At 65.2% G+C, this 23584-nt stretch carries 17 protein-coding genes, 1 tRNA gene and 1 pseudogene; 6 read left to right on the top strand and 13 right to left on the bottom strand.

Annotation, left to right across the window (positions count from 1 at the left end):
* Positions 1 to 64: 64 nt before the first annotated feature.
* The 3 genes from K225_RS0109145 (at position 65) to K225_RS0109155 (ending at position 5192) form a co-directional block, all read left to right on the top strand.
* The gene (locus K225_RS0109145) at positions 65 to 1099 is read left to right on the top strand and encodes a sodium:calcium antiporter (RefSeq protein WP_026436117.1); all 1035 of its coding nucleotides are present in this window, start codon (positions 65 to 67) and stop codon (positions 1097 to 1099) included.
* Positions 1089 to 3791 carry a cation-translocating P-type ATPase gene (locus tag K225_RS20635; protein WP_051248836.1) on the top strand — a complete coding sequence of 901 codons (2703 nt, stop codon included), beginning with the start codon at positions 1089 to 1091 and terminating at the stop codon, positions 3789 to 3791. Before K225_RS0109145 ends, K225_RS20635 begins: the two co-directional genes overlap by 11 nt.
* A gap of 117 nt (positions 3792 to 3908) precedes the next feature.
* Positions 3909 to 5192, top strand: coding sequence for an O-acetylhomoserine aminocarboxypropyltransferase/cysteine synthase family protein (locus tag K225_RS0109155; protein WP_026436118.1), 1284 nt, complete (start codon positions 3909 to 3911; stop codon positions 5190 to 5192).
* 110 nt (positions 5193 to 5302) lie between these two features.
* Here K225_RS0109155 and K225_RS20640 read toward each other — a convergent pair whose 3' ends face one another.
* Positions 5303 to 5836 carry an anti-sigma factor gene (locus tag K225_RS20640; RefSeq protein ID WP_051248838.1) on the bottom strand — a complete coding sequence of 178 codons (534 nt, stop codon included), beginning with the start codon at positions 5834 to 5836 and terminating at the stop codon, positions 5303 to 5305.
* Between the two features lie 135 nt (positions 5837 to 5971).
* Here K225_RS20640 and K225_RS22795 point away from each other — a divergent pair.
* Positions 5972 to 7445, top strand: a pseudogene (locus K225_RS22795) (NYN domain-containing protein).
* On the opposite strand, the gene K225_RS0109170 reads toward K225_RS22795, so the two are convergent.
* From K225_RS0109170 to purL, 3 genes are all read right to left on the bottom strand, one after another.
* The gene (locus K225_RS0109170; protein ID WP_026436119.1) at positions 7349 to 7939 is read right to left on the bottom strand and encodes an OmpW family protein; all 591 of its coding nucleotides are present in this window, start codon (positions 7937 to 7939) and stop codon (positions 7349 to 7351) included. The pseudogene K225_RS22795 and the gene K225_RS0109170 sit on opposite strands and share 97 nt — an antisense overlap.
* A gap of 132 nt (positions 7940 to 8071) precedes the next feature.
* On the bottom strand, positions 8072 to 9064 hold the full coding sequence (locus K225_RS0109175) for a DUF808 domain-containing protein (RefSeq protein WP_026436120.1): 993 nt from the start codon (positions 9062 to 9064) through the stop codon (positions 8072 to 8074).
* Positions 9065 to 9165: 101 nt separating this feature from the next.
* Positions 9166 to 13173, bottom strand: a complete 4008-nt coding sequence (gene purL, locus K225_RS0109180) for a phosphoribosylformylglycinamidine synthase (RefSeq protein ID WP_026436121.1) — start codon at positions 13171 to 13173, stop codon at positions 9166 to 9168.
* A 202-nt stretch (positions 13174 to 13375) separates the two neighbouring features.
* Here purL and map point away from each other — a divergent pair, with 202 nt between their 5' ends.
* Positions 13376 to 14191: a type I methionyl aminopeptidase gene (gene map / locus K225_RS0109185; RefSeq protein WP_026436122.1), complete on the top strand. Its 816-nt coding sequence runs from the start codon at positions 13376 to 13378 to the stop codon at positions 14189 to 14191.
* A 72-nt stretch (positions 14192 to 14263) separates the two neighbouring features.
* Complete coding sequence (locus tag K225_RS0109190; RefSeq protein WP_026436123.1) at positions 14264 to 16855, top strand: [protein-PII] uridylyltransferase; 2592 nt, start codon at positions 14264 to 14266, stop codon at positions 16853 to 16855.
* 161 nt (positions 16856 to 17016) lie between these two features.
* Here K225_RS0109190 and K225_RS0109195 read toward each other — a convergent pair whose 3' ends face one another.
* The 9 genes from K225_RS0109195 to infC all read right to left on the bottom strand — a co-directional run bounded on the left by K225_RS0109195 (position 17017) and on the right by infC (position 23559).
* Complete coding sequence (locus K225_RS0109195) at positions 17017 to 17334, bottom strand: single-stranded DNA-binding protein (RefSeq protein WP_026436124.1); 318 nt, start codon at positions 17332 to 17334, stop codon at positions 17017 to 17019.
* Positions 17335 to 17475: 141 nt separating this feature from the next.
* A tRNA-Pro gene (locus K225_RS0109200) sits at positions 17476 to 17552 on the bottom strand.
* A gap of 27 nt (positions 17553 to 17579) precedes the next feature.
* Positions 17580 to 18011, bottom strand: coding sequence for a MerR family transcriptional regulator (locus K225_RS0109205; protein WP_026436125.1), 432 nt, complete (start codon positions 18009 to 18011; stop codon positions 17580 to 17582).
* 92 nt (positions 18012 to 18103) lie between these two features.
* On the bottom strand, positions 18104 to 18436 hold the full coding sequence (locus K225_RS0109210; protein ID WP_034712216.1) for an integration host factor subunit alpha: 333 nt from the start codon (positions 18434 to 18436) through the stop codon (positions 18104 to 18106).
* A gap of 21 nt (positions 18437 to 18457) precedes the next feature.
* Positions 18458 to 20905, bottom strand: a complete 2448-nt coding sequence (pheT, locus tag K225_RS0109215) for a phenylalanine--tRNA ligase subunit beta (RefSeq protein ID WP_026436127.1) — start codon at positions 20903 to 20905, stop codon at positions 18458 to 18460.
* A gap of 121 nt (positions 20906 to 21026) precedes the next feature.
* Positions 21027 to 22079, bottom strand: coding sequence for a phenylalanine--tRNA ligase subunit alpha (pheS, locus tag K225_RS0109220; protein ID WP_026436128.1), 1053 nt, complete (start codon positions 22077 to 22079; stop codon positions 21027 to 21029).
* A gap of 112 nt (positions 22080 to 22191) precedes the next feature.
* Entirely contained in the window at positions 22192 to 22551 is a 360-nt protein-coding gene (gene rplT / locus K225_RS0109225; protein WP_005795139.1) for a 50S ribosomal protein L20, read from the bottom strand.
* 25 nt (positions 22552 to 22576) lie between these two features.
* Complete coding sequence (rpmI, locus tag K225_RS0109230; protein ID WP_005795135.1) at positions 22577 to 22780, bottom strand: 50S ribosomal protein L35; 204 nt, start codon at positions 22778 to 22780, stop codon at positions 22577 to 22579.
* A gap of 173 nt (positions 22781 to 22953) precedes the next feature.
* Positions 22954 to 23559, bottom strand: coding sequence for a translation initiation factor IF-3 (gene infC / locus K225_RS0109235; RefSeq protein ID WP_081679639.1), 606 nt, complete (start codon positions 23557 to 23559; stop codon positions 22954 to 22956).
* Positions 23560 to 23584 lie beyond the last annotated feature (25 nt).

The raw sequence follows: 23584 nt of genomic DNA on the forward strand, positions 1-23584 counted from the left end.
CCGTGACCCAGCGATTTCCCATCACGGCAGCCACCCCCATCGCCCCTCGCCGGGGCGTGACCTCATGAGTGCGCCCGTCTGGGCCTGGCTGCAATTCATTGCCTGTGCGGCACTCATCGGAACGGCGGGTTTCCAGCTCTCTCGCTACGGCGACGCCATTGCGCAGCACACGGGGCTGTCCGGGAGCTGGATCGGGCTGACGCTGGTGGCCAGCGTCACCTCGCTGCCCGAACTGGCCACAGGCATCACCAGCGTGACACTGGCCCGGGCGCCCAACCTGGCGGTGGGCAATGCGCTGGGCAGTTGCGTGCTGAACCTCGCTTTTCTGGTGCTGATCGACCTCATCTACCGCCGCGAGGCGGTCTGGAGCCGGGCGAGCAAAGGCCATGTGCTGGCTGCCGCCTTTGGTGTGGTGCTGCTGGGCTTTTTGCTGACAGGCCTGCTCATTGGTCAACTCCGCCCCCCATCCGTTTCCTCGGGCACCACCCAGGTATCGGTATGGAGCGTTGGGCTGATGACACCCATCATGCTGATGCTGTACCTGATCGCCATGCGAACCCTTTTTGCCTACGAGCGCTCGCACCCCGACACATCCGCCGCAGCAGATGCCCCTCCCTCACTGCCGCTGCGCCACGCCCTGGTGCGCTTCACCCTGGCAGCATCGGTGGTGGTGATCGCCGGCCTGTGGCTGCCCTTCGCCGCCGTGGAGCTGGCCAACACCATGGGCTGGAATCGCAGTTTCGTGGGCAGCCTGTTCGTGGCCATGGCCACCACGCTGCCGGAACTGGCAGTCACGCTGTCGGCACTGCGGTTGGGCGCTCTGGACATGGCCATTGGGAACCTGCTGGGCAGCAACCTGTTCAACGTGACCATTATTGCCGTGGATGACTTTTTCTACCGACCCGGCGTGCTGCTGTCAGATGTCTCGCTGGTCCATGCAGTTACCGCCAGTTCAGCCATCGTGATGACCGGGCTTGCACTGGTGGGGCTGTTCTTTCGCCCGCGTGGCCGGGTGTTGCGCGCCGTGGGCGCTGTCAGCCTCGGCTTGGCGGCCGTCTATCTTCTCAACACCTACGTGGTCTTCCTTCATGGCGCCTGAAACCACTCTCCCGTCCGGCATTCCGCCACCAGCCAATGCCCACCTGCGTGACGCCCGGGAGCTCGCCCAGGTGTACCGCGTCAACCCCCACACCGGCCTGCACGATGACGAGGCAACGCAGCGCGCCATGCAGCACGGCGCCAACGAATTGCAGAACCACGCGCAGCGCAGCCCCCTGGCGCTGCTGGCCGACCAGTTCAAGGACTTCATGGTGCTGGTGCTGCTGGCCGCGGCAGTGGTCTCCGGCGTGATCGGGGACCTTACCGACACGCTGGTCATCCTGGTCATCGTGGTGCTCAACGCCATCATCGGCTTCGTGCAGGCCTGGCGCGCCGACCAAGCCATGGCAGCACTGCGCCAGCTGGCGGCGGCGCACGCCACCGTGCTGCGCGGCGGCGAGATCCAGGTGGTGCCCGCCACGGTGCTGGTGCCCGGCGACATCGTGCTGCTGGAAGCGGGCAACCAGATACCGGCCGACCTGCGCCTGATCGAGATCGCGCAGCTGCAGGTGGACGAATCGGCCCTCACCGGCGAATCGGTCACCGTGGCCAAGCAGACCGAGGCATTGGCCGCACAGGACGCAGGCGCCCTGGGCGACCGCACCAACATGGCCTTCAAGGGCACCACCGCCACCCACGGCCGGGCGCGCGGGCTGGTGGTGGCCACCGGCATGCACACCGAGCTGGGCAAGGTCGCCACGCTGCTCGACACCGACGATCGCAGCACCCCGCTGCAGCTGCGCCTGGCCGCATTTGGCAAGCGGCTGGCCATTGGCGTGCTGGGCATCTGCCTCGTGATCTTCGTGGTGGGGGTGCTGCGCGGCGAGGCCCCGCTGCTCATGGCCCTCACCGCGATCAGCCTGGCCGTGGCCGCCATCCCCGAGGCCATGCCTGCCGTGGTCACGGTGCTGCTGGCGCTGGGCGCGCGCCGCATGGTGGCCGTCAATGCCCTGGTGCGGCGCCTGCCCTCGGTCGAGACCCTGGGATCGGTCACCACCATCTGCTCGGACAAGACCGGCACGCTCACGCAAAACCGCATGCACGCCGAACTGCTGGTGGCCCACGGTACGCGCTGGGTGCCCGGCGACCCCCTGCCAGGCCCGGCCCACGCCGAGGCCCTGCGTGCCGCCGCCCTGTGCAACGACGCCACGCGCCAGGCCACGGGCGACGACCACCCCACCGACGCCCACTGGCAGGGCGACCCCACCGAGACCGCGCTGGTGCTGGCCGCGTACGCGGGCGGGCTGGACAAGGCCCAGCTCGACACCGCCTGGCCACGCGTGCAGGAGCAGCCCTTCGACTCCGACCGCAAGCGCATGACGACGTTCCATCGGGACGCCCAGGGGTTCGTGGCCTACACCAAAGGCGCCCCCGAATCCGTGCTGCCCCGCTGCGCCTCCCACTGGTCGCCCGACGGCACCGCCGCACTGCACAGCGACACGGTGCTGGCCACCGCCAGCCAGCTGGCCGCCCAGGGCCTGCGCGTGCTGGCCCTGGCGCGCCGCCACCATGCGCGCCTGCCGGACACCAACGACATCGACGCCGTGGAAAGCCAGCTGGAGCTGCTGGGCCTGATCGCCCTCATCGACCCGCCACGCCCCGAGGCGCAGGCCGCCGTGCGCGACTGCGTCAGCGCAGGCATCACACCCGTCATGATCACGGGCGACCACCCCGCCACCGCACGCGCCATTGCGCACCGGCTGGGCATCGTGCCAAGCGCCGACGCGCCCGTGCTCACCGGCGCCGACCTGGCCCAGCTGGACGACGCGGCCCTGCGCGCCCGGGTGGAGCAGGTGCATGTATATGCCCGCGTGGACCCGGCGCAAAAGATCCGCATCGTCGAGGCGCTGCAGGCCCAGGGCCATTTCGTGGCCATGACGGGCGACGGCGTGAACGACGCTCCGGCGCTCAAGCGCGCCGACATCGGCGTATCCATGGGCAAGGGCGGCACCGACGTGGCGCGCGAGGCCAGCAGCCTGGTGCTGCTGGACGACAACTTCGCCACCATCGTGGCGGCGGTGAAGGAAGGCCGGCGCATCTACGACAACATCCGCAAGTTCGTGCGCTATGCCATGACCGGCAACTCGGGCGAGATCTGGACCATCTTTCTCGCGCCCCTGCTGCTGCTGCCCATTCCGCTGCTGCCCATCCACATCCTGTGGGTGAACCTGGTGACCGATGGCCTGCCCGGCCTGGCCCTGGCGGCCGAACCCGCCGAGCGCGGCATCATGCAGCGCCCGCCCCGCCCGCCGAATGAGAGCCTGTTCGCCCAGGGCATGTGGCAGCACATCCTGGGCATGGGCCTGCTGATCGCCGGCCTGTGCCTGGCCGTGCAGGCCTGGGCCCTGCACACCGGCCATGCGCACTGGCAAACCATGGTGTTCACCGTGCTCACCCTCGCGCAGATGGCCCATGTGATGGCCATCCGCTCCGAAAGCGAACCCCTGTGGCGACTGGGCCTGGCCAGCAACCGGCCCCTGCTCTACGCCGTGCTGCTCACGTTCCTGCTGCAGATGGCCACCATCTACGTGCCATTTCTCAACCCCATCTTCAAGACCGAGCCCCTGAGCCTGGGCGAACTGGGCATTTGCCTGGCAGCGGCCCTGGTGGTGTATGGCGTGGTCGAGCTGGAAAAGGCCTGGCGGCGCCAGCGCAAGGCCGGCGGCAGCGCCATGGACGACCCCACCCCGTAGCCCCATAAGCACATTGCGAACGATTCGATGGGCCCCAGCAGCGGCCGGTGCAAGAATGCGCGCTGGCGCCGCGACTTTGCGGCTCATCGACAAACCCCACCACCGAAAGACTGCCCCATGCACATCGAAACCCTGGCCGTCCACGCCGGCTACCAGCCCGACCCCACCACCAAGTCTGCCGCCGTGCCGCTGTACCAGACCGTGGCCTATGCATTCGACAGTGCCCAGCATGGCGCCGACCTGTTCGACCTGAAGGTGCCGGGCAACATCTACACGCGCATCATGAACCCCACCACCGACGTGCTGGAGCAGCGCGTGGCAGCCCTCGAAGGCGGCGTGGCGGCGCTGGCCTTGGCCTCTGGCATGGCGGCCATCACGGCGGCCATCCAGACCATTGCCGAGAGCGGTGACAACATCGTCAGCGCCAGCACGCTGTATGGCGGCACCTACAACCTGTTTGCCCACACCTTTCCGCAGCAGGGCATCGAGGTGCGCTTTGCCGACCCGCGCGACCCGGCCAGTTTTGCCCAGCTGATCGACGCACGCACCAAGGCCGTGTTCTGCGAATCCATTGGCAACCCGCTGGGCAACATGACCGACATCGCCGCACTCGCCAAGGTGGCGCACGACCATGGTGTGCCGCTGATCGTGGACAACACCGTGCCCAGCCCCTACCTGTGCCGCCCCATCGAGCACGGCGCCGACATCGTGGTGCACGCCCTCACCAAATACATGAACGGCCACGGCAACAGCATCGGCGGCATCATCGTGGACAGCGGCAAGTTCCCCTGGGCCCAGCACAAGGCCCGCTTCAAGCGCCTGAACGAGCCCGACGTGAGCTACCACGGTGTGGTCTACACCGAGGCGCTGGGCGCAGCCGCCTTCATCGGCCGCGCGCGCGTGGTGCCGCTGCGCAACATGGGCGCGGCGCTCTCGCCGTTCAACGCCTGGCTCACGCTGCAGGGCATCGAGACCCTGCCGCTGCGCATGGACCGCATCTGCGACAACACGCTGGCACTGGCGAAGTTCCTGCAAAGCCATGCGAAGGTCGAATGGGTACGCTACGCGGGCCTTCCCGACCACGTCGACCACGCCGTGGCGCAGCGCCAGTTGGGCGGGCGCGCCTCGGGCATCCTGAGCTTTGGCCTGAAGGCCAGCGACGCCGACCCGCGCGCTGCTGGCGCCCGCTTCCTCGATGCGCTGGGCCTGTTCACGCGCCTCGTGAACATCGGCGATGCCAAGTCGCTGGCCACGCACCCGGCCTCCACCACGCACCGCCAGCTCAACCCCGCAGAGCTGGCGAAGGCGGGCGTGAGCGAGAACATGGTGCGCCTGTCGGTGGGCATCGAGCACATCGACGACCTGCAGGCCGACCTGGTGCAGGCGCTCGACAAAGTCTGAGGCAGCGCCCACCGCGCGGGTCGCACTGCGCGGTGGGCGAATAATTGAGCCATTTCAGGCTCTGGCGCTTATGCAACAAGCGCCATTGGCCATATTTTCAATAGCAAACCTCAGAGGGCTTTCTTGACCAGTGCGCCCCTGAACAGATAAGGCAAGCGGGGCCCGCGCGCTTCGGCGACTCCGCCCTTGTCTTCCACGCTGATGGCCAGTTCCTGCACCCCCGCCAGTGCGGCGGTGGCAGTCGGCAGTTGCAGCGTCTGGTAGGCGCTGGTGACCACGCCCAGCGAACGCGGGGGCTTGTCGCCCTCCAAGGCCCACAGCTGCATGCTGTCGTCCCGGCCCTCGCGCACTTCGTTCAGGCGCTGCAGCTGCAACATGCTGCCCTGCACATCGGCAGTGACCAGCAAGGCCGGCAGCTGTTGGCCGTCGAGCAGCACCGACAGGTACTGCACCTGGGCCACCACGCTCACCTTGGACTGCAGGTGCGCAATCTGGGCCTTGAGCTGTTCGAGCATGCTCGCGCTAGCCGCCCAGGCAATGAGTGCAAGCACCATCAGGGAAATGGCCAGCGCCCGCCACCACGCGCTGACGCCACGGCGGGTGGGGGTGGAGGAAGCCAGCGCAGTGGATGGGGAATCGGGCATGTGGCAATCCGTGGAGACAGCAAAGGATGGGGAGTATGCCCGCGCCCACCGCTCTGCCCGGCCCATGCCGAAACCATTCACGGTGTACCGCAGTTTCCGTGTGATGATCCAGCCAGCAACGTTACCGGAATCACCATGGCCTCCCCCACCGACAACATCAGCATGGCACTGTTTTGCGACTTCGAAAATGTCGCACTGGGAGTGCGCGACGCCAAATACGACAAGTTCGACATCAAGCCGGTACTCGAACGCCTGCTGCTCAAGGGTTCCATCGTGGTCAAGAAGGCCTATTGCGACTGGGACCGCTACAAGGGCTTCAAGGCCACCATGCACGAGGCCAATTTCGAGCTGATCGAGATCCCCCATGTCCGCCAGTCGGGCAAAAACTCGGCCGACATCCGCCTCGTGGTGGACGCGCTGGACCTGTGCTACACCAAGTCGCACGTCAACACCTTCGTCATCATCAGCGGCGATTCGGACTTCTCTCCACTGGTCTCCAAGCTGCGCGAAAACGCCAAGCAGGTCATCGGTGTGGGCGTCAAGCAGTCCACCTCGGACCTGCTGATCGCCAACTGCGACGAGTTCATTTTTTACGACGACCTGGTGCGCGAGAGCCAGCGCGCGCAGGCGCGGCGCCAACCGCCCGATGCCGCGCCCATGGCCCGGCGCTCACCCGAGGAAGAGCGCAGCCGCAAGGAAGCGCAGGAGGTGCGCCGCACCCAGGGCATCGAGCTGGCGGTGGAGACGTTTGACGCCCTGCTCTCCGTGCGCGGCGACAGCGGCAAGATCTGGGCGTCCGTGCTCAAGGAAGCCATCAAGCGCCGCAAACCCGATTTCAGCGAAAGCTACTATGGTTTCCGGGCCTTTGGCAACCTGCTCGAAGAAGCCCAGCAGCGCGGACTGCTGGAGTTTGGCCGCGACGAAAAATCCGGCGCCTACGTGTTTCGCAGCACGGGCAATGCCGCCCCGGCGCTGCCCGACGCGACGGCAGAGCGGCCCGTGAGCAGCTATTTCCGGCAGCAAGCACCTGCCGCAGCGCCGCCTGCCGCAGTGGCAGAGCCCGCGCCGCCAGCGGCCCCTGCGCGCGGCCGTGGCCGCAACCGCACAGCGGCAACGCCGGCCGCCGAAGTGGCCGCGGAACCCGCCGCAACCGCGGCACCCGAAGCGCAGCCAGTGCCGCAAGCGCCTTCCAGCGCGGCCAGCGCATTGCCGCAGGCCGCAGCGGAAAATGATCCACAGAAGCCCCCAAAGGCCCCTGCCCGGCCCCGCCGACCACGCAAGCCACCCGCAGGCAGCACCGCCCCGTAATGCGGGGAGCTGTTGCCGCTTGCGGCCACAGCTCCCCGTCGCGCGCGCCTCAGCCCATGTCCCCGGCCAGCCGCACGCCCGCAAACTGCCAGCGCGCCGTGGTCGGGAAAAATCGCCCCGTCAAAAAAAAAGGCCGGCGCAGGCGCCAGCCCTTTTACCTTGGAGCCATGTGATGCCAGGCGCCGCGCAGGCAGCGCCTTCGCATCAGAAACGCCAACCGAGGCCCACGCCCACCAGCACGGGATCGACCTTGAAGGTGCCTGCCTTGGCGCCGCCCGCAAACACATCGGTCTTGATATAGACCTTCTTCACGTCGAAGTTCAGCGACAGGTTCTTGTTGAGTGGAATGTCCAGGCCCACCTGCAGGGCGCCGCCCCAGCTGTTGCGATCGATGCCCACGCCAGCGGGCAAGTTCAGGCTGGAAAAGCGCGTGTAGTTGACACCAGCACCCACATAGGGTTTGAAGCCGGGGGCATCAAAGTGGTATTGCAGCAGCAGCGAAGGCGGCAGGTGCTTGAGCGTGCCAATGTTGGTGCCGTTGGAACGCACGTCGTGCTTTTGGGGCACCGTGAGGACCAGCTCGGCAGCCACGTTCTTGTTGAAGAAGTACGTGATGTCGACTTCAGGAATCGTCTTGTTGTTGACCGACAGGCCCAGCCCCGTGCTGTCCTTGTTGGCGCTGTCCAGATGAACGGCGCGCACGCGCACCAGCCAAGGGCTTTCGGCCTGCTGCGCAAAGGCAGCGCCAGAGGTCAAGGCACACAGAACGGCGACAGCCAGCAGATTTTTTTTCATACAGAACTCGATGCGGTTGAACGGGGACAACCCCCGTACCGCCATTGAGCCTGTTAGCAAAATGGTCAACCTTGCCTCAGGTCAAACTCCTGGTAATTACCCTGAGCGTGGTGCGGCACACGCACCTCGGCATCAAGGGGCCGCGGCAGTGCCCTTGCGCAGCCGGTTCACCAGCGTCACGCCCGCCACCACCAGGCCGCCCATCACGATGCCGATCACGGCGTTGAGCAGGTTGGGAACCAGCACCCCCCACAGTCCACCCGCAGGCCAAAGCGCCGCCGCCGCACCCACGCCCTCCACGGCGTGGTGCAGTGCTGGAACCCCGTGCACCAGAATGCCGCCGCCGACCAGAAACATGGCCGCCGTGCCCGCCACCGAGAGTGCCTTCATCAACCAGGGCGCGGCGCGCACAATGCCTGCCCCCAGCGCACGGGCCGCTGCGCCGGGCTGGTTGTGGAGCCACAGCCCCAGATCATCGAGCTTGACGATACCCGCCACGAAGCCATAAACGCCCACCGTCATGACCACCGCGATGCCGGCCAGCACCGCCACCTGCTGCGCGAAAGGCGCACCGGCCACCGTGCCCAGGGTGATGGCGATGATTTCGGCCGACAGGATGAAATCGGTGCGCACGGCCCCCTTGATCTTGCCCTTTTCAAAAGCCACCAGGTCCACGGCCGGGTTGGCGTTGGCCTGGGCATGGCTTTCGTGCGCGGCCTCGTCCTGCTGCGGGCTGTGCAAAAACCTGTGTGCCAGCTTCTCAAACCCCTCAAAGCACAGAAATGCGCCGCCCACCATGAGCAGCGGCGTCACCGCCCAGGGCGCGAAGGCACTGATCAGCAGCGCCGCCGGCACCAGGATCGCCTTGTTCACCAGCGAGCCCTTGGCCACGGCCCAGACCACCGGAATCTCGCGCTCGGCGCGCACGCCAGTGACCTGCTGGGCATTGAGCGCCAGATCGTCGCCCAGCACGCCCGCCGTCTTTTGCGCCGCCACCTTGGTCATGACCGACACGTCATCGGCCATGGCGGCACTTTTCTTGGCAGCGACCTTGGTCATGAGAGCCACATCGTCGAGGACGGTGGCAATGTCGTCCAACAAGGCAAGAAGGCTGCCAGCGGCCATGGATCACTCCCAGAGTTTGACGAGATGTTTACATATAAAAATAGCGCCTAGCGCTTATACAGCATACGCACTAAGCTTCTATTTCAATAGCAAAAAACCGCTCACCCAACCCACTTGCGCGCGTTGCGCCAGATACGCATCCAGGCACTGTATTGCGCCTTGTCCTCGCTGGTCCAGCTCATCTGCACGTTGCGGAACACGCGCTCGGGGTGCGGCATCATGGCCGTGAAGCGGCCGTCGGCCGTGGTCACCGCCGTGAGACCGCCCGCGCTGCCGTTGGGGTTGAACGGGTACTGCTCCGTCGCGCGGCCGTGGTTGTCCACATAGCGCATGGCGGCAATGGCCTTGTCGGCGTTGCCGCGGTACTTGAAGTTGGCATAGCCCTCGCCGTGCGCCACGGCAATCGGCAGGCGGCTGCCCGCCATGCCCTGCAGGAACAGGCTGGGCGACTCCAGCACTTCCACCAGCGACAGGCGGGCCTCGAAGCGCTCGCTCTGGTTGGTGGTGAAGCGCGGCCAGTCCTGCGCGCCGGGAATGATGTCGGCCAGCTCGGCAAACATCTGGCAACCATTGCACACGCCCAGGCCGAACGTATCGGTGCGGCCGAAGAAGCCCTGGAACTGCGCGGCCAGCACGGGGTTGAAGGTGATGGAGCGCGCCCAGCCAATGCCTGCACCCAGCGTGTCGCCGTAGCTGAAGCCGCCGCAGGCCACCACGCCCTTGAAGTCTTCGAGTTGGACGCGGCCGGTCTGCAGGTCGGTCATGTGCACGTCGAATGCCTCAAAGCCCGCCTCGGTGAAGGCGTAGGCCATTTCCACATGCGAGTTCACGCCCTGCTCGCGCAGGATGGCGACCTTGGGGCGGGCCAGGTTCAGGTACGGCGCGGCCACGTTGTCGGCGGCATCGAACGTGAGCTGCACATGCAGGCCAGGATCGGTGGGCTCGCCTGCTGCGGCGTGCTCGGCATCGGCATTGGCGGGGTTGTCGCGCTGCTGGCAGATCTTCCAGCTCACCGCGTCCCAGACCTGGTGCAGGTCGGCCAGCTTGGCGCTGAACACAGCCTTGGCATCGCGCCAGACCTGCAGCTCACCCTTGCCCGCGTCGATTTCGGAGGACGCAGGGCGCGTCTTGCCCACAAAGTGGCTGAACTTCGACAGGCCGTGCTCGCGCAGGGTCTGCATCACGTCGTTGCGGTCTGCCGTGCGCACCTGCAGCAGCACGCCCAGCTCTTCGTTGAACAGGGCCTTGAGCGTGAGTTCTTCGCGGCGCGCGCTGACCTGCTGCGCCCAGTTCTTGGCGTCGCCGGTTTCCATGCGGCTGTCACTGATGCCGTCGCCTTCGGTGACCAGCATGTCCACGTTCAGCGCCACGCCCACATGGCCCGCAAAGGCCATTTCAGCGGCTGCCGCCAGCAGGCCACCATCGCTGCGGTCGTGGTAGGCCAGGATGCGGCCCTGCGCACGCAGCGCGTTCACGGCGTTGACGAGGTTCACCAAATCCTTGGGGTCGTCCACATCGGGCACCACGTCGCCGCTCTGCTCCAGCGTCTGGCCCAGGATGCTGCCGCCCATGCGGTTCTGGCCCTTGCCCAGGTCGACCAGCACCAGCGTGGTGTCGGCCTCGGTGGCATCGAGCTGGGGCGTGAGCGTGCCGCGCACGTCGGACAGCGAGGCGAAGGCGCTCACGATCAGGCTGACGGGGGACGTGACCTTCTTCTTGTCCGAACCTTCGTTCCACTGGGTGCGCATGGACAGGCTGTCCTTGCCCACGGGGATGGACACGCCTAAAGCGGGGCACAGCTCCATGCCCACGGCCTTCACGGTTTCGTACAGCGCAGCGTCTTCGCCCGGTTCGCCGCAGGCGGCCATCCAGTTGGCGCTGAGCTTCACGCGGGGCAGTTCGATGGGTGCGGCCAGCAGGTTGGTGATGGCTTCTGCGACGGCCATGCGGCCCGACGCGGGCGCGTTGATGGCGGCCAGCGGCGTGCGCTCGCCCATGCTCATGGCCTCGCCGGCAAAGCCCTTGTAATCGGCCAGCGTCACGGCGCAATCGGCCACGGGCACCTGCCAGGGGCCGACCATCTGGTCGCGGTGGCTGAGGCCGCCCACGGTGCGGTCGCCGATGGTGATGAGGAAGCGCTTGGACGCCACCGTGGGGTGGGCCAGCACGTCGATCACGGCCTTTTGCAGCGGCACGCCGGTCAGGTCCATGGGGGCAAACTCACGCGCCACAGTGGCCACGTCGCGGTGCATCTTGGGCGGCTTGCCCAGCAGCACGTTCATGGGCATGTCCACGGGCAGCTTCTGGTCGCCCTCTGTGGCGGCGGGGTCGTGCAGCACCAGCTGGCGCTCTTCGGTGGCCGTGCCGATCACGGCAAACGGGCAGCGCTCGCGTTCGCAGAAGGCCTGGAACAGCGGCAGGGATTCGGGCGCAATCGCCAGCACATAGCGCTCTTGCGACTCGTTGCTCCAGATTTCCTTCGGGCTCATGCCGGACTCTTCGAGCTGCACGGCACGGAGGTCAAAGCGCGCGCCACGGCCGGCGTCGTTGGTCAGCTCGGGGAAGGCGTTCGAGAGGCCGCCCGCGCCCACGTCATGGATGGCCAGGATGGGATTGGCCGTGCCCTGCGCCCAGCAGTGGTTGATGACCTCTTGCGCGCGGCGTTCGATCTCGGGGTTGCCGCGCTGCACCGAGTCAAAGTCCAGCTCGGCCGCGTTGGTGCCGGTGGCCATGGAGCTGGCAGCGCTGCCGCCCATGCCGATGCGCATGCCGGGGCCACCCAGCTGGATCAGCAGCGAGCCCGCAGGGAATTCGATCTTCTTCGTCAGCTCGGCATCGATCACACCCACGCCGCCCGCGATCATGATGGGCTTGTGGTAGCCGCGCTGCACGCCGCCCACGTTCTGCTCGTACTCGCGGAAGTAGCCGTTCAGGTTGGGGCGGCCGAATTCGTTGTTGAACGCGGCTCCGCCCAGGGGGCCTTCGACCATGATCTGCAGCGGGCTGGCAATGTGCTCGGGCTTGCCCACGGCGCTGCCCCACAGCTTGGAGACGGTAAACCCGGTCAAACCGGCCTTGGGCTTGGAGCCGCGGCCGGTGGCGCCTTCGTCACGGATCTCGCCGCCCGCGCCGGTCGATGCGCCCGGGAACGGCGAGATGGCCGTGGGGTGGTTGTGCGTTTCCACTTTCATCAGCACATGCTGGATAACGCTACTCTTTTGATAGCTGTTAACGCTTGATTCATTGGCGCTTGTGGCCATTTTTGCCACGAAACGCTCCACCTGGTGGCCTTCCATGACCGAGGCGTTGTCCGAATACGCGATCACCGTGTGCTGGGGCGCCAGCTGGTGCGTGTTGCGGATCATGCCGAACAGGCTCTTGTCCTGCGCCACGCCGTCGATGGTGAACTGGGCGTTGAAGATCTTGTGGCGGCAGTGTTCGCTGTTGGCCTGGGCGAACATCATCAGTTCCACGTCGGTGGGGTTGCGCTTGAGGCCCGTGAAGGCGGTCACAAGGTAGTCGATTTCGTCGTCGGCCAGGGCCAGGCCGAAGCGTGTGTTGGCGGCCTCCAGGGCAGCGCGGCCACCGGCCAGCACGTCCACATGCTCCATGGGCACGGGTTGCAGCTCGGTGAACAGCGCGGCAGCGGCGCTGCGGTCGGCCACCACCGATTCGGTCATGCGGTCGTGCAGCAGGGCGGCCACCTGGGCCAGTTGCTCGGCTGTCAGCTCGGGCGCCTTGCCCAGCAGGCCGGCCTTGAGGCTGACATGGTATTCGGTGATGCGCTCGACCCGGCGAATGGCCAGGCCGCAATTGCGCGCGATGTCGGTGGCCTTGGAAGCCCAGGGCGAGAGCGTGCCCAGGCGCGGCGTGACGATGAGGACGGTGCCATCGGCCGGACCCGCATACGGGTCGCCATAGGCCAGCAGCGCTGCCAGGCGCTCTTTTTCGGAGGGCGTGGGGGCTGCATCGGTAGCGATCAGGTGCACGAAGCGTGCCGCAATGCCGCTGATCCGGGGGTGGATGGCCTCCAGCGCGGGTTGAAGTTGCTGGGCGCGAAAGGAGCTGAGGGCGTTGCCGCCCGCCAGCGTGGTCATGTGCAAGGTCACGGTAGCGGCCTGTTCGAAATGAGAGGGGATAAGGTGCGACGGGCCTCCTGCGTCACCGGGTTCGGCCACCCCGCAGAGGTGGCCACTGCCCGGCCAGATGACGCAAGGGATGCTTTTGGCGCAGCCCGCCATTTTACCGGGAGCAGCCCACTGCCCATGCCCCTGCCCGGCAAGGCTTGGGGGGCGATGGGATAATTGCGGCATGAGTATCACCATCAAAACCGCAGAGGACATCACCGGCATGCGCCTCGCCTGCCGCCTGGCCTCTGAAGTGCTGGACTACATCGCGCCGCACATCAAACCCGGCATCACCACCAAGGAAATCGATCGCCTGGGCGCCGAATGCATGGCCCAGCAGGGCACCATCTCGGCCACCGTGGGCTACCAGCCGCCGGGCTACCCGCCCTACCCGGCGTCGCTGTGTACCTCGGTCAACCACGTGGTGTGCCACGGCATCCCCAACGACAAACCGCTCAAGAAGGGCGACATCGTCAACGTGGACGTCACCGTCATCACCAAGGACGGCTGGTACGGCGACAACAGCCGCATGTTCCTGATCGGCGAGTGCTCGATCGCCGCCAAGCGCCTGTCGGCGCTGACCTTTGAAGCCATGTGGCATGGCATCGTGCAGGTCAAGCCCGGCGCGCGGCTGGGCGACATTGGCCACGCCATCCAGAAGTTTGCCGAGGGCCATGGTTTTTCGGTGGTGCGCGAGTTCTGCGGCCACGGCATCGGCAAGGTGTTCCACGAGGAGCCCCAGGTGCTGCACTATGGCCGCCCCGGCACGCTCGAAGAACTCAGGCCCGGCATGGTGTTCACCATCGAGCCCATGATCAACGCCGGCCGGCGCGAAATCAAGGAGTTCGGCAACGACGGCTGGACCATCGTCACCAAGGACCACAGCCTGTCGGCCCAGTGGGAGCACACCGTGCTGGTCACCGAAACGGGCTACGAGGTGATGACCTTATCGGCCGGCTCACCCCCGCTGCCCACCTTTGTGACCGCCACGGCCACCTGAGGTGCGCACGCCGCGAGCACGACTCTTGCTTGCCCAGGTCATGGCCCATCACTTTCTTCATTTCCCTTGCCCATGACCGAAATCCACGCCCTGCGGGACGCCTACCGCCTCGACAAGGCGGCCCTGCTGGCCAGCATGCAGGCCACAGGCGCCTCGACCCGTGGCATCCGCGTGATGCTGCGCAAGCTCTCCACCCTGGCGGGCGGCTTGCTGCAGACCTTGTGGCAACGCGCCCAACTTCCGCCCGACCTGGCCCTGGTGGCGGTGGGCGGCTTTGGACGGGAGCAGCTTTTTCCCTTTTCCGACGTCGATGTACTGGTGCTGCTGCCCGAAGGCAGCACGCCCGAGGCGGGATGCGAGCTGCGCACCCGGCTCGAAAGCTTCATTGGCAGTTGCTGGGATGCGGGCCTGGAAATAGGCTCCAGCGTGCGTACGGTGGCAGAGTGCCTGGCCGAGGCGGCGCTGGATGTGACGGTGCAGACCTCCTTGCTGGAGGCGCGCCTGGTCTGCGGCAACCCGGCCCTGTTTGCGCAGTTCCGCCAGCAGTACGGCGCCCAGATGGACGCGCAGGCCTTTCTGGTGGCCAAGACCCTGGAGATGCGCCAGCGGCATACCAAATACGAAAACACGCCCTACGCGCTGGAACCCAACTGCAAGGAGTCACCCGGAGGGCTGCGCGACCTGCAGATGATCCTGTGGGTGGCGCGCGCCGCAGGCCTGGGCAGCACCTGGAAAGAGCTGGCGGCCAGCGGCCTGGCCACGGCGTTCGAGGTGCGCCAGATCGAACACAACGAGGCCCTGCTGTGCCTGATCCGCGCCCGCCTGCACGCCGCCGCCGGCCGGCACGAGGACCGGCTGGTGTTCGACCTGCAGACGGCCGTGGCCGAATCGTTTGGCTACCGGTCGCAAGCGCCCGATGGCACACGCCTGCCCATGCGCGCCAGTGAAACCCTGATGCGCCGCTATTACTGGGCGGCCAAGGCCGTGTCGCAGCTCAGCCAGATCCTGTTGCTCAACATCGAAGAGCGCCTGAGTCCATCGACCCACGAACCACGGCCGATCAACGCGCGCTTTTTCGAGAAAGCCGGGCTCATCGAAGTGGCCAGCGATGACCTGTACGAACGCGACCCGCACGCGATCCTGGAGACCTTCCTGCTCTACCAGACCACCGTGGGCCTCAAGGATCTCTCGGTGCGCACGCTGCGCGCGCTGTACAACGCACGTGGCGTGATGGACGGCGCCTTTCGGCGCGACCCGGTCAACCGCGCCGCCTTCATGCGCATCCTGCAGCAGCCCTCGGGCATCACGCATGCCATGCGGCTCATGAACCAGACCTCGGTGCTGGGGCGCTACCTGTGGGCATTTCGCGGCATCGTGGGGCAGATGCAGCACGACCTGTTCCACGTCTATACCGTGGACCAGCACATCCTGATGGTGCTGCGCAACATGCGCCGCTTCTTCATGGCCGAGCACGCGCATGAATACCCGTTCTGCTCGCAGCTCGCCGCGGGCTGGGACAAGCCCTGGATCCTGTACATCGCCGCGCTGTTCCATGACATCGGCAAGGGCCGCGGTGGCGACCATTCGCTGGTAGGCGCCACGGAAGTGCGCCGCTTTTGCCGCCAGCATGGTGTGGCCCGGGAAGACGCCCGGCTCATCGAGTTCCTGGTGCGCGAGCACCTCACCATGAGCACCGTGGCGCAAAAGCAGGACCTGAGCGACCCCGACGTGATCGCCGCCTTTGCGCAGCGCGTGGGTGACGAGCGCAAGCTGACAGCCATGTACCTGCTCACGGTGGCCGACATCCGCGGCACCAGCCCCAAGGTCTGGAACGCCTGGAAGGGCAAGCTGCTCGAAGACCTGTACCGCGCCACCTTGCGCACCCTGGGCGGACGCGCACCCGACGCGGCGGCCGAAATCGAGGCCCGCAAGCGCGAGGCGCTGGTGCTGCTGGCACTCAATGCCCTGCCCTTCGAGGCCCACAAGGCGCTGTGGGCCACGCTGGATGTCAGCTACTTCATGCGCCATGAGGCCGCCGACATCGCCTGGCACACCCGCCACCTGTCGCGCCATGTGGGTGCGGCCCACCCGGTGGTGCGCGCACGCCAGTCGCTCGCGGGCGATGGCTTGCAGGTCATGGTTTACGCACCCGACCAGGCAGACCTGTTTGCCCGCATCTGCGGCTACTTCGATCGTGCGGGATTCAGCATTCTGGATGCGCGCGTGCACACGGCCAACAATGGCCACGCGCTCGACACCTTCCAGGTCGTTGCCTCCAACCAGCCGGGCCATTACCGCGAACTCACGCACATGGTCGAAAACGATCTGGTGCGCGCCATCGAAACCGGGGGGCCGCTGCCCGACCCCGCCGCCCGGCGCGTGTCACGCCGCGTCAAGAGCTTTCCGGTGGCGCCCCGCGTCACGCTGCGCCCGGACGAAAAAGCACAGCGCTGGCTGCTGGCCATCTCGGCGAGCGATCGCGCCGGCTTGCTCTACCTGGTGGCCCGCATCCTGGCCCGCCACCAGCTGAGCGTGCAGCTGGCCAAGGTGAGCACACTGGGCGAACGCGTCGAGGACACCTTCCTGATCCAGGGCCCGGAACTGCAAAGCAACGCCCGGCAGATCGAGATCGAGACCGAGTTGCTGCAAGCCCTTTCGGCCTGAATGACGGTCCATGGCCGGATACGGTCTTGCATTCAAGCGGATAACGAGGCGGGAAGCCGCAGACAGTGCTCTAGCACGGCAAGGCGAACCAACGAAGTTATACGTTTGAAGGCAAAACCGTATGAGTGGCGGCGGTCGATTCCCCCGCCGCCTCCAGGCGATCACGCCCTGCGGCCGTCGCCTGCGTCGCCAGCCGTCAGCACACGGTGAGCCACCATATCCAGCGCGGGCCGGGTATTGCCCTGCTTGTCGGTCCATACCCTGGGCGTAAGGCCGCCGGCCAGGGCAACGGGCTCGCCCTCACCCAGCGCCTGCAAGGCAGCGCACAAGGCTGGCTCGAAGCCAATCACATTCACGATCAGCGTTTCGCCATCGCCACTGGTCGCCAGCACCTTGGCCACGGCAAAGGGCTTGCCCGCCTTGTCGGTGCGCAGTTCTACCGATCCAAAAAGCTTGCCTGCAACGAGTCCACTGATCATGGGATTTCCGGTAGGGGAGGATAAGAGCCTGTTCACCATCTCGCAGGGGATCGTGCACAGGCTCTGGCCAAGACCCGCGGGCCCCGGCCTGCACATGGCAAAAAAGCCCAGAACCTTGCGGCTCTGGGCTTTTGCTATCAATGGTCGGCGTGGCGGGATTCGAACTCGCGACCCCTTGCACCCCATGCAAGTGCGCTACCAGGCTGCGCTACACGCCGACAAGACTTAGATTATATACAGATAATTCATCGCTCCCCGGAAAGAAGTGCGCGAATTTCAAATAATTCCTGGCGCACCCCATGGCTGTCGAGCCAGGTGCTGGCGGAATCGGCGTACAGGCCTTCCATGGCATCGCCGGTCACGACACCGTGCACCGATTCCGGCACCAGCACCTGCGGCGGCGCTTCATCGTGCGCGAAAGGCACCGGTTCCTGCAAGCGATTGCGCGCCCCGCTGATGGTGAAGCCCTGGTCGTACAGCAGATCACGGATGCGCCGGATCATGAGCACCTCGTGGTGCTGGTAATACCGGCGGTTGCCGCGCCGCTTCATGGGCCGCAGCTGGGTGAATTCCTGTTCCCAATAGCGCAAGACATGTGGCTTGACGCCGCACAACTCCGCAACCTCACCAATCGTGAAGTACCGCTTGGCGGGAATCGAAGGAAGCTGGGTGCCCATAGGTACTGGTTCGGACGGAAAGCTGGCTAGCGTACTGCAGACAGGCTGCGAACGCCAGAATGAAACAACAATGGAGTCAAGCTGTTCACGCTTCACCCAGCCACCGAAGCAGCTGACTGGATCTGCTCCTTGAGCTTGCTGCTGGCATGGAAAGTCACCACCCGGCGTGCCTGGATGGGGATGGCCTCACCCGTGCGCGGGTTGCGCCCTGGCCGTGGCGCCTTGGTCCGGATCTGGAAATTGCCAAAACCCGAGAGTTTGACGTCCTTGCCATCCACCAGGCGTTGGGCGATGAGGTCGAAGAAAGCGTCGATCATGTCCTTGGACTCGCGCTTGTTCAGCCCGATCTGATCGAACAGGAGATCGGCCAGCTGCGCCTTGGTCAGCGCAGGGGTTTCGATACTGTCTACCGCAAATTCAATCACGCAGGCGCTCCCGATTCCAGATCAAACACGCAACCGTCCACCAGTGTCGGCTACCCATCGGGCCACCACCGCTTGCACCGCAGCCTCGATCTCGGCTTCGGTCAGTGTGGCCTCGTCGCGTCCCAGCGTGAGGCGCACCGCTAGGCTTTTTTCGCCGGCAGCCAGGCCGCCTGCGGGAGCCGTCTCACCGGCGCGCAAAGGCTTGGGACGGTACACGTCAAACAGCACGGCAGAACGCAACATGCCGCCGGGGATGGCCGCCGTGATGGCATCCATCACCTGCGCATGCGTCACCCGCTCGGCCACGACCACGGCCAGATCGCGCTCGACCGCCTGGTGCTTGGCCACCGCCTTGAACTGGGGCACCACGCGCTGCAGCACGGCATCCAGCTCCAGCTCGAACAGCACCGGCGCCTGGGGCAGATCCCACGACTGGCGCCACTGCGGATGCAGCTCGCCCACGAAGCCGATGGCGCGCCCATTCACCAAAACGCGGGCACAGCGCCCGGGGTGCATGGCGGGATGGGTGCCCGGCTCAAAGGTGGCGCGCAGCGGCGCCAGCAAGGCCTCCACATCGCCCTTTACATCAAAGAAGTCGATGGCCTGTTCCTTGCGGCCCCATTGCAATGCATCGTTCGGGCCATAGGCCAGGCCGGACACGTGCATGGGTTGATGGAAGCCTTCCACCGTGGTGTCCGTGTTGCGCACGCCAGCGTCGCGCAGGAACACCCGTCCCAGCTCGAACACGCGCACACGCTCGGCCTTGCGGTCCAGGTTGAATTTCAAAACCTGTAGCAAAGAACCCAGCAAACTGGAACGCATGACGCTCATGTGGCTTGCAATCGGGTTGAGCAGCCTGATGGGTTGTGCATTGCCAGCCAACTCCAGCTCCCAACGCTCTTCCACAAAACTGAAGTTGATCGTTTCCTGATAACCCAGCCCCGCCAGGGAGCGGCGCACCGCAAACGGGCTGCGCGTGGCCTCCGGTGAAAGTTTGGGCGTGATGGGCGCCAGCGGCGGTGTGGTCGGTAGGTGGTTGTAGCCCACCATGCGCGCCACTTCCTCGATCAGGTCTTCCTCGATCGTGATGTCGAAACGGAACGACGGCGGCGTGACGGTGAGCTTGCCGTCGCCCTGCACCACGGGCAGCCCCAGGCGCTGCAATGCATCGGCACACTGCACCTGCGTGAGCGGCATGCCAATGACCTTGGCAGCACGCGCCACGCGCAGCGTGACGGACTGGGGCACCGGCAAATTCACCGCCAGGTCATCCATGGGGCCACACGCCGTGTCGGGCGTACCGCAGATGTCAATGACAAGTTGGGTGATGCGCTCGATGTGCTCCACCGTCAGGCTCGGATCCACGCCGCGCTCGAAGCGGTGACCGGCATCGGTCGAGAAGTTGAAGCGGCGCGAGCGCCCTGCCACCGCCTTGGGCCACCAGAAGGCGGCCTCGATGTAGATATGCTTGGTGTCGTCGGACACCGCCGTGGCGTCGCCACCCATGATGCCGGCCAGCGATTCGACCTGGCGATCATCGGCGATCACGCCCACCTTCTCATCCACCGTGATGGTATTGCCGTTGAGCAGCTTGAGCTGCTCGCCCGGCTTGCCCCAGCGGACTTGAAGGCCACCATGGATCTTGTCCAGGTCAAAAATGTGCGAGGGGCGGCCCAGCTCGAACATCACGTAGTTGGAAATGTCCACCAGCGGCGACACGCCACGCTGGCCGCAGCGGGCTAGGCGGTCCAGCATCCACTGCGGGGTGGCGGCGCGCGTATTGACGTTGCGCACGATGCGGCCCGAGAAGCGGCCGCACAGATCGGGGGCGCTCACCTTCACGGGCAGCCTGTCGGACAGCGTCGCGCCCACAGAAGGGAACGACGGTTGCTGCAGCGGCGTGCCCGTAAGTGCCGACACTTCGCGCGCAATGCCATGGACGCTCAGGCAATGCGCCAGATTGGGCGTGAGCTTGAGGGTGAACAGCGTGTCATCCAGATTCAGGTGCGCTCGGATGTCCTGGCCCACGGGCGCCGAAGCATCCAGCTCCAGCAGGCCGCCGTGGTCTTCCGACAGCTTGAGCTCGCGTGCCGAGCACAGCATGCCCTGGCTCTCCACGCCGCGCAGCTTGCCCACCTTGATGAGGAACGGCTTGCCATCGTCGCCAGGCGGCAACTCGGCACCCACCAGCGCACAAGGCACCTTGATGCCCACGCGGGCATTGGGCGCACCACACACGATGTTGAGCAAGGCGCCCTGCCCCACGTCCACCTGGCACACGCGCAGGCGGTCGGCGTCAGGGTGCTGCACGGCCTCCTTGATCTCGCCCACGACGATGCGGGTGAACGGCGGCGCGACGGGACGCAGCTCTTCGACCTCCAGGCCGGCCATGGTCAGCATGTCGGCCAGTTCTTGGGTGGTCAGCGGTGGATTGCAGAATTCGCGCAACCAGGACTCGGGGAATTGCATAGGGAGATTCTTTGGCGTTAGCTCTTAAAAATATAGCTGGTTGCGCTTGTCAACAATAGATTTCAATATAAAGATGTATTAAAACCCAATGAATATCAGCGCTGGAAGCTCACTTTTTGCGTTATTGAAACTGCGACAGGAAACGGATGTCGCCATCAAAGAACAAACGCAGATCGTTGACGCCGTAGCGCAGCATCGTCAGGCGGTCAGGCCCCATGCCAAAGGCGAAACCGATGTACCTTTCGGGGTCGAGTCCCATGTTGCGCACCACATTGGGGTGCACCTGGCCCGAGCCCGCCACCTCCAGCCAGCGGCCAGCCAGCGGGCCAGACTGGAACTGGATATCGATCTCGGCGCTGGGCTCGGTGAACGGGAAGAAGCTGGGCCGAAAGCGCAGCACCAAGTCATCGCTTTCAAAGAAAGTGCGGCAGAAGGCCGTGAAGATGACCTTCAGGTCCTTGAAGCTCACGTTCTCGCCAATCCACAGGCCCTCGCACTGGTGGAACATGGGCGAATGCGTGGCATCGCTGTCCACTCGGTAGGTACGGCCCGGCACGATGACGCGAATCTCGGGCATCGGCTGGCCCGCGTCCAGCAGTGCACGGTGCTTCTTGACATGCTGCACGGCATGGCGCACCTGCACCGGACTGGTGTGCGTGCGCAGCAGGTTTGGTGCGCCGGGAGCGCCGCCCTCCACATAAAAGGTGTCATGCATGGACCGCGCGGGATGGTCCTCAGGCGTGTTCAGCGCAGTGAAATTGAACCAGTCGGTCTCGATCTCGGGGCCTTCGGCCACGTCAAAGCCCATGGAGCCGAAGATGCCCTCGATGCGTTCGAGCGTGAGCGATACCGGATGCAACCCGCCCTGCCCGCGCTGGCGGCCCGGCAGGCTCACATCCAGCGCCTCGGCCTTGAGCTGCACCTGCAGCTCCGCGTCGGCCAGCGCCTGGCGGCGCGCCGTGAGGGCCGCCTCGATGGCCTGCTTGGCGACGTTGATGGCTGCGCCGCGAGATTTTTTTTCCTCGACGGAAAGCTGCGCCATGCCCTTCATGAGCTCGGTCACGCGGCCCGACTTGCCCAGAAACTGCGCCTTGGCGTTTTCCAGATCAGCGGGAGTGGCGCTTTGGGCAAACAGTTGCGTCGCGCTCTCGACCAGGGAATCCAACTCGTTCATATCGACTCTTTATCGACTCGTGAAAATGAACAAGGGCTAGTGCCTTTACAAGCCCTAGCCCTTGCTGTTATTGCGCAAGCAGCTATCAGAACGATAGCTGCTCATCGTGAACTCAAGCAGCCAGCTTGGCCTTGACTTGCTCCACGATGCTGCCAAAGGCAGCCTTGTCGTGCACTGCGAGGTCAGCCAGCATCTTGCGGTCGATCTCGATGGATGCCTTCTTCAGGCCGTTGGCGAACTGGCTGTAGGTCAGGCCCAGTTCACGGGCAGCGGCGTTGATACGGGCGATCCACAACTGGCGGAACACGCGCTTCTTGGTGCGGCGGTCACGGTAGGCATATTGCCCAGCCTTCATTACCGCCTGTTTGGCGATGCGGAAGACATTACCGCGGCGACCACGGAAACCCTTGGCAAGGGCGAGAACTTTCTTGTGACGGGCACGGGCCGTTACACCACGTTTGACGCGAGGCATGTATGTACTCCTTGTTCGTCAGTTATTAAAGGCCAGCGCTGGGCAGCATTTGTGCGATCGAGCCCATGTTGGTCTCATGCACATTCACTGCACCACGCAGGTGGCGCTTGTTCTTGGTGGTCTTCTTGGTCAGGATGTGACGCTTGAAGGCTTGACCGCGCTTGACGGTGCCACCGGGACGAACGCGGAAACGTTTTTTCGCGCTGCTCTTGGTCTTCATTTTGGGCATGTGAATGCTCCTTTTCGTTGTGCTCGTGAGGCGTTTGCAAACCGATCTGCAAACTTGTTGGCCCCGAGCCACTTTTATCGAAAGGCTTTCGCCTCTCGTGCGGCAGTGCCAAAGCACCACCTGATTGAACACGGCACCCTTGCGGGTGCAGCGTTCAAATTCTCCAATCCAGTTCAGGCCGAAGTGCCGGACGCCGGAGCAGCTTCTGCCACCGGCTTGGCTGCAGGCTTCTTCTTGCCCGGTGCAATCATCATGATCATCTGGCGGCCTTCCAGCTTGGGAAACTGCTCGATGATGATGGAATCTGCCAGTTCGTCGCGGATGCGATTCAGCAAGGCCAAGCCCAATTCCTGGTGCGTGATTTCACGGCCACGGAACCGCAGCGTGATCTTGCACTTGTCACCATCCGCCAGAAAGCGACGGATGTTGCGCATCTTGATGTTGTAGTCGCCATCGTCCGTACCCGGACGGAACTTGACTTCCTTGATCTCGATGACCGTCTGCTTGGCCTTGGCTTCCGCAGCACGCTTTTGCTCTTGGTACTTGAACTTGCCGTAGTCCATGAGGCGACACACCGGAGGATTGGCGGTGGCGGCAATTTCCACCAGATCCACATCCAATTCACCGGCCATGCGCAAGGCCTCCATGAGGCTGACCACGCCCAAAGGCTCATTGTCAGGACCGGAAAGACGAACTTCCGGGGCCATGATTTCACGGTTCAGGCGGTGCTTGCGCTCTTCACGGTGGCGGCGATCACGAAATTCAGTAGCGATGGCTATCTTCCTTGAATCAAAATGCTACGAA

Origin of the sequence: Acidovorax sp. JHL-9 (assembly GCF_000426205.1) — a bacterium.
Lineage (GTDB): Bacteria > Pseudomonadota > Gammaproteobacteria > Burkholderiales > Burkholderiaceae_C > Acidovorax > Acidovorax soli.

Bases quoted from the DNA above. Each gene is read 5' to 3' on its own strand.
- pheS (WP_026436128.1), bottom strand. From the start codon at position 22,079: ATGAACGAGTTGGATTCCCTGGTCGAGAGCGCGACGCAACTGTTTGCC.
- K225_RS0109190 (WP_026436123.1), top strand. From the start codon at position 14,264: ATGACCGAAATCCACGCCCTGCGGGACGCCTACCGCCTCGACAAGGCG.
- K225_RS0109175 (WP_026436120.1), bottom strand. From the start codon at position 9,064: ATGGCCGCTGGCAGCCTTCTTGCCTTGTTGGACGACATTGCCACCGTC.
- K225_RS0109170 (WP_026436119.1), bottom strand. From the start codon at position 7,939: ATGAAAAAAAATCTGCTGGCTGTCGCCGTTCTGTGTGCCTTGACCTCT.
- pheT (WP_026436127.1), bottom strand. From the start codon at position 20,905: ATGCAATTCCCCGAGTCCTGGTTGCGCGAATTCTGCAATCCACCGCTG.
- K225_RS20635 (WP_051248836.1), top strand. From the start codon at position 1,089: ATGGCGCCTGAAACCACTCTCCCGTCCGGCATTCCGCCACCAGCCAAT.
- map (WP_026436122.1), top strand. From the start codon at position 13,376: ATGAGTATCACCATCAAAACCGCAGAGGACATCACCGGCATGCGCCTC.
- K225_RS0109205 (WP_026436125.1), bottom strand. From the start codon at position 18,011: ATGGGCACCCAGCTTCCTTCGATTCCCGCCAAGCGGTACTTCACGATT.
- K225_RS20640 (WP_051248838.1), bottom strand. From the start codon at position 5,836: ATGCCCGATTCCCCATCCACTGCGCTGGCTTCCTCCACCCCCACCCGC.
- rpmI (WP_005795135.1), bottom strand. From the start codon at position 22,780: ATGCCCAAAATGAAGACCAAGAGCAGCGCGAAAAAACGTTTCCGCGTT.
- rplT (WP_005795139.1), bottom strand. From the start codon at position 22,551: ATGCCTCGCGTCAAACGTGGTGTAACGGCCCGTGCCCGTCACAAGAAA.
- K225_RS0109195 (WP_026436124.1), bottom strand. From the start codon at position 17,334: ATGATCAGTGGACTCGTTGCAGGCAAGCTTTTTGGATCGGTAGAACTG.
- K225_RS0109155 (WP_026436118.1), top strand. From the start codon at position 3,909: ATGCACATCGAAACCCTGGCCGTCCACGCCGGCTACCAGCCCGACCCC.
- K225_RS0109145 (WP_026436117.1), top strand. From the start codon at position 65: ATGAGTGCGCCCGTCTGGGCCTGGCTGCAATTCATTGCCTGTGCGGCA.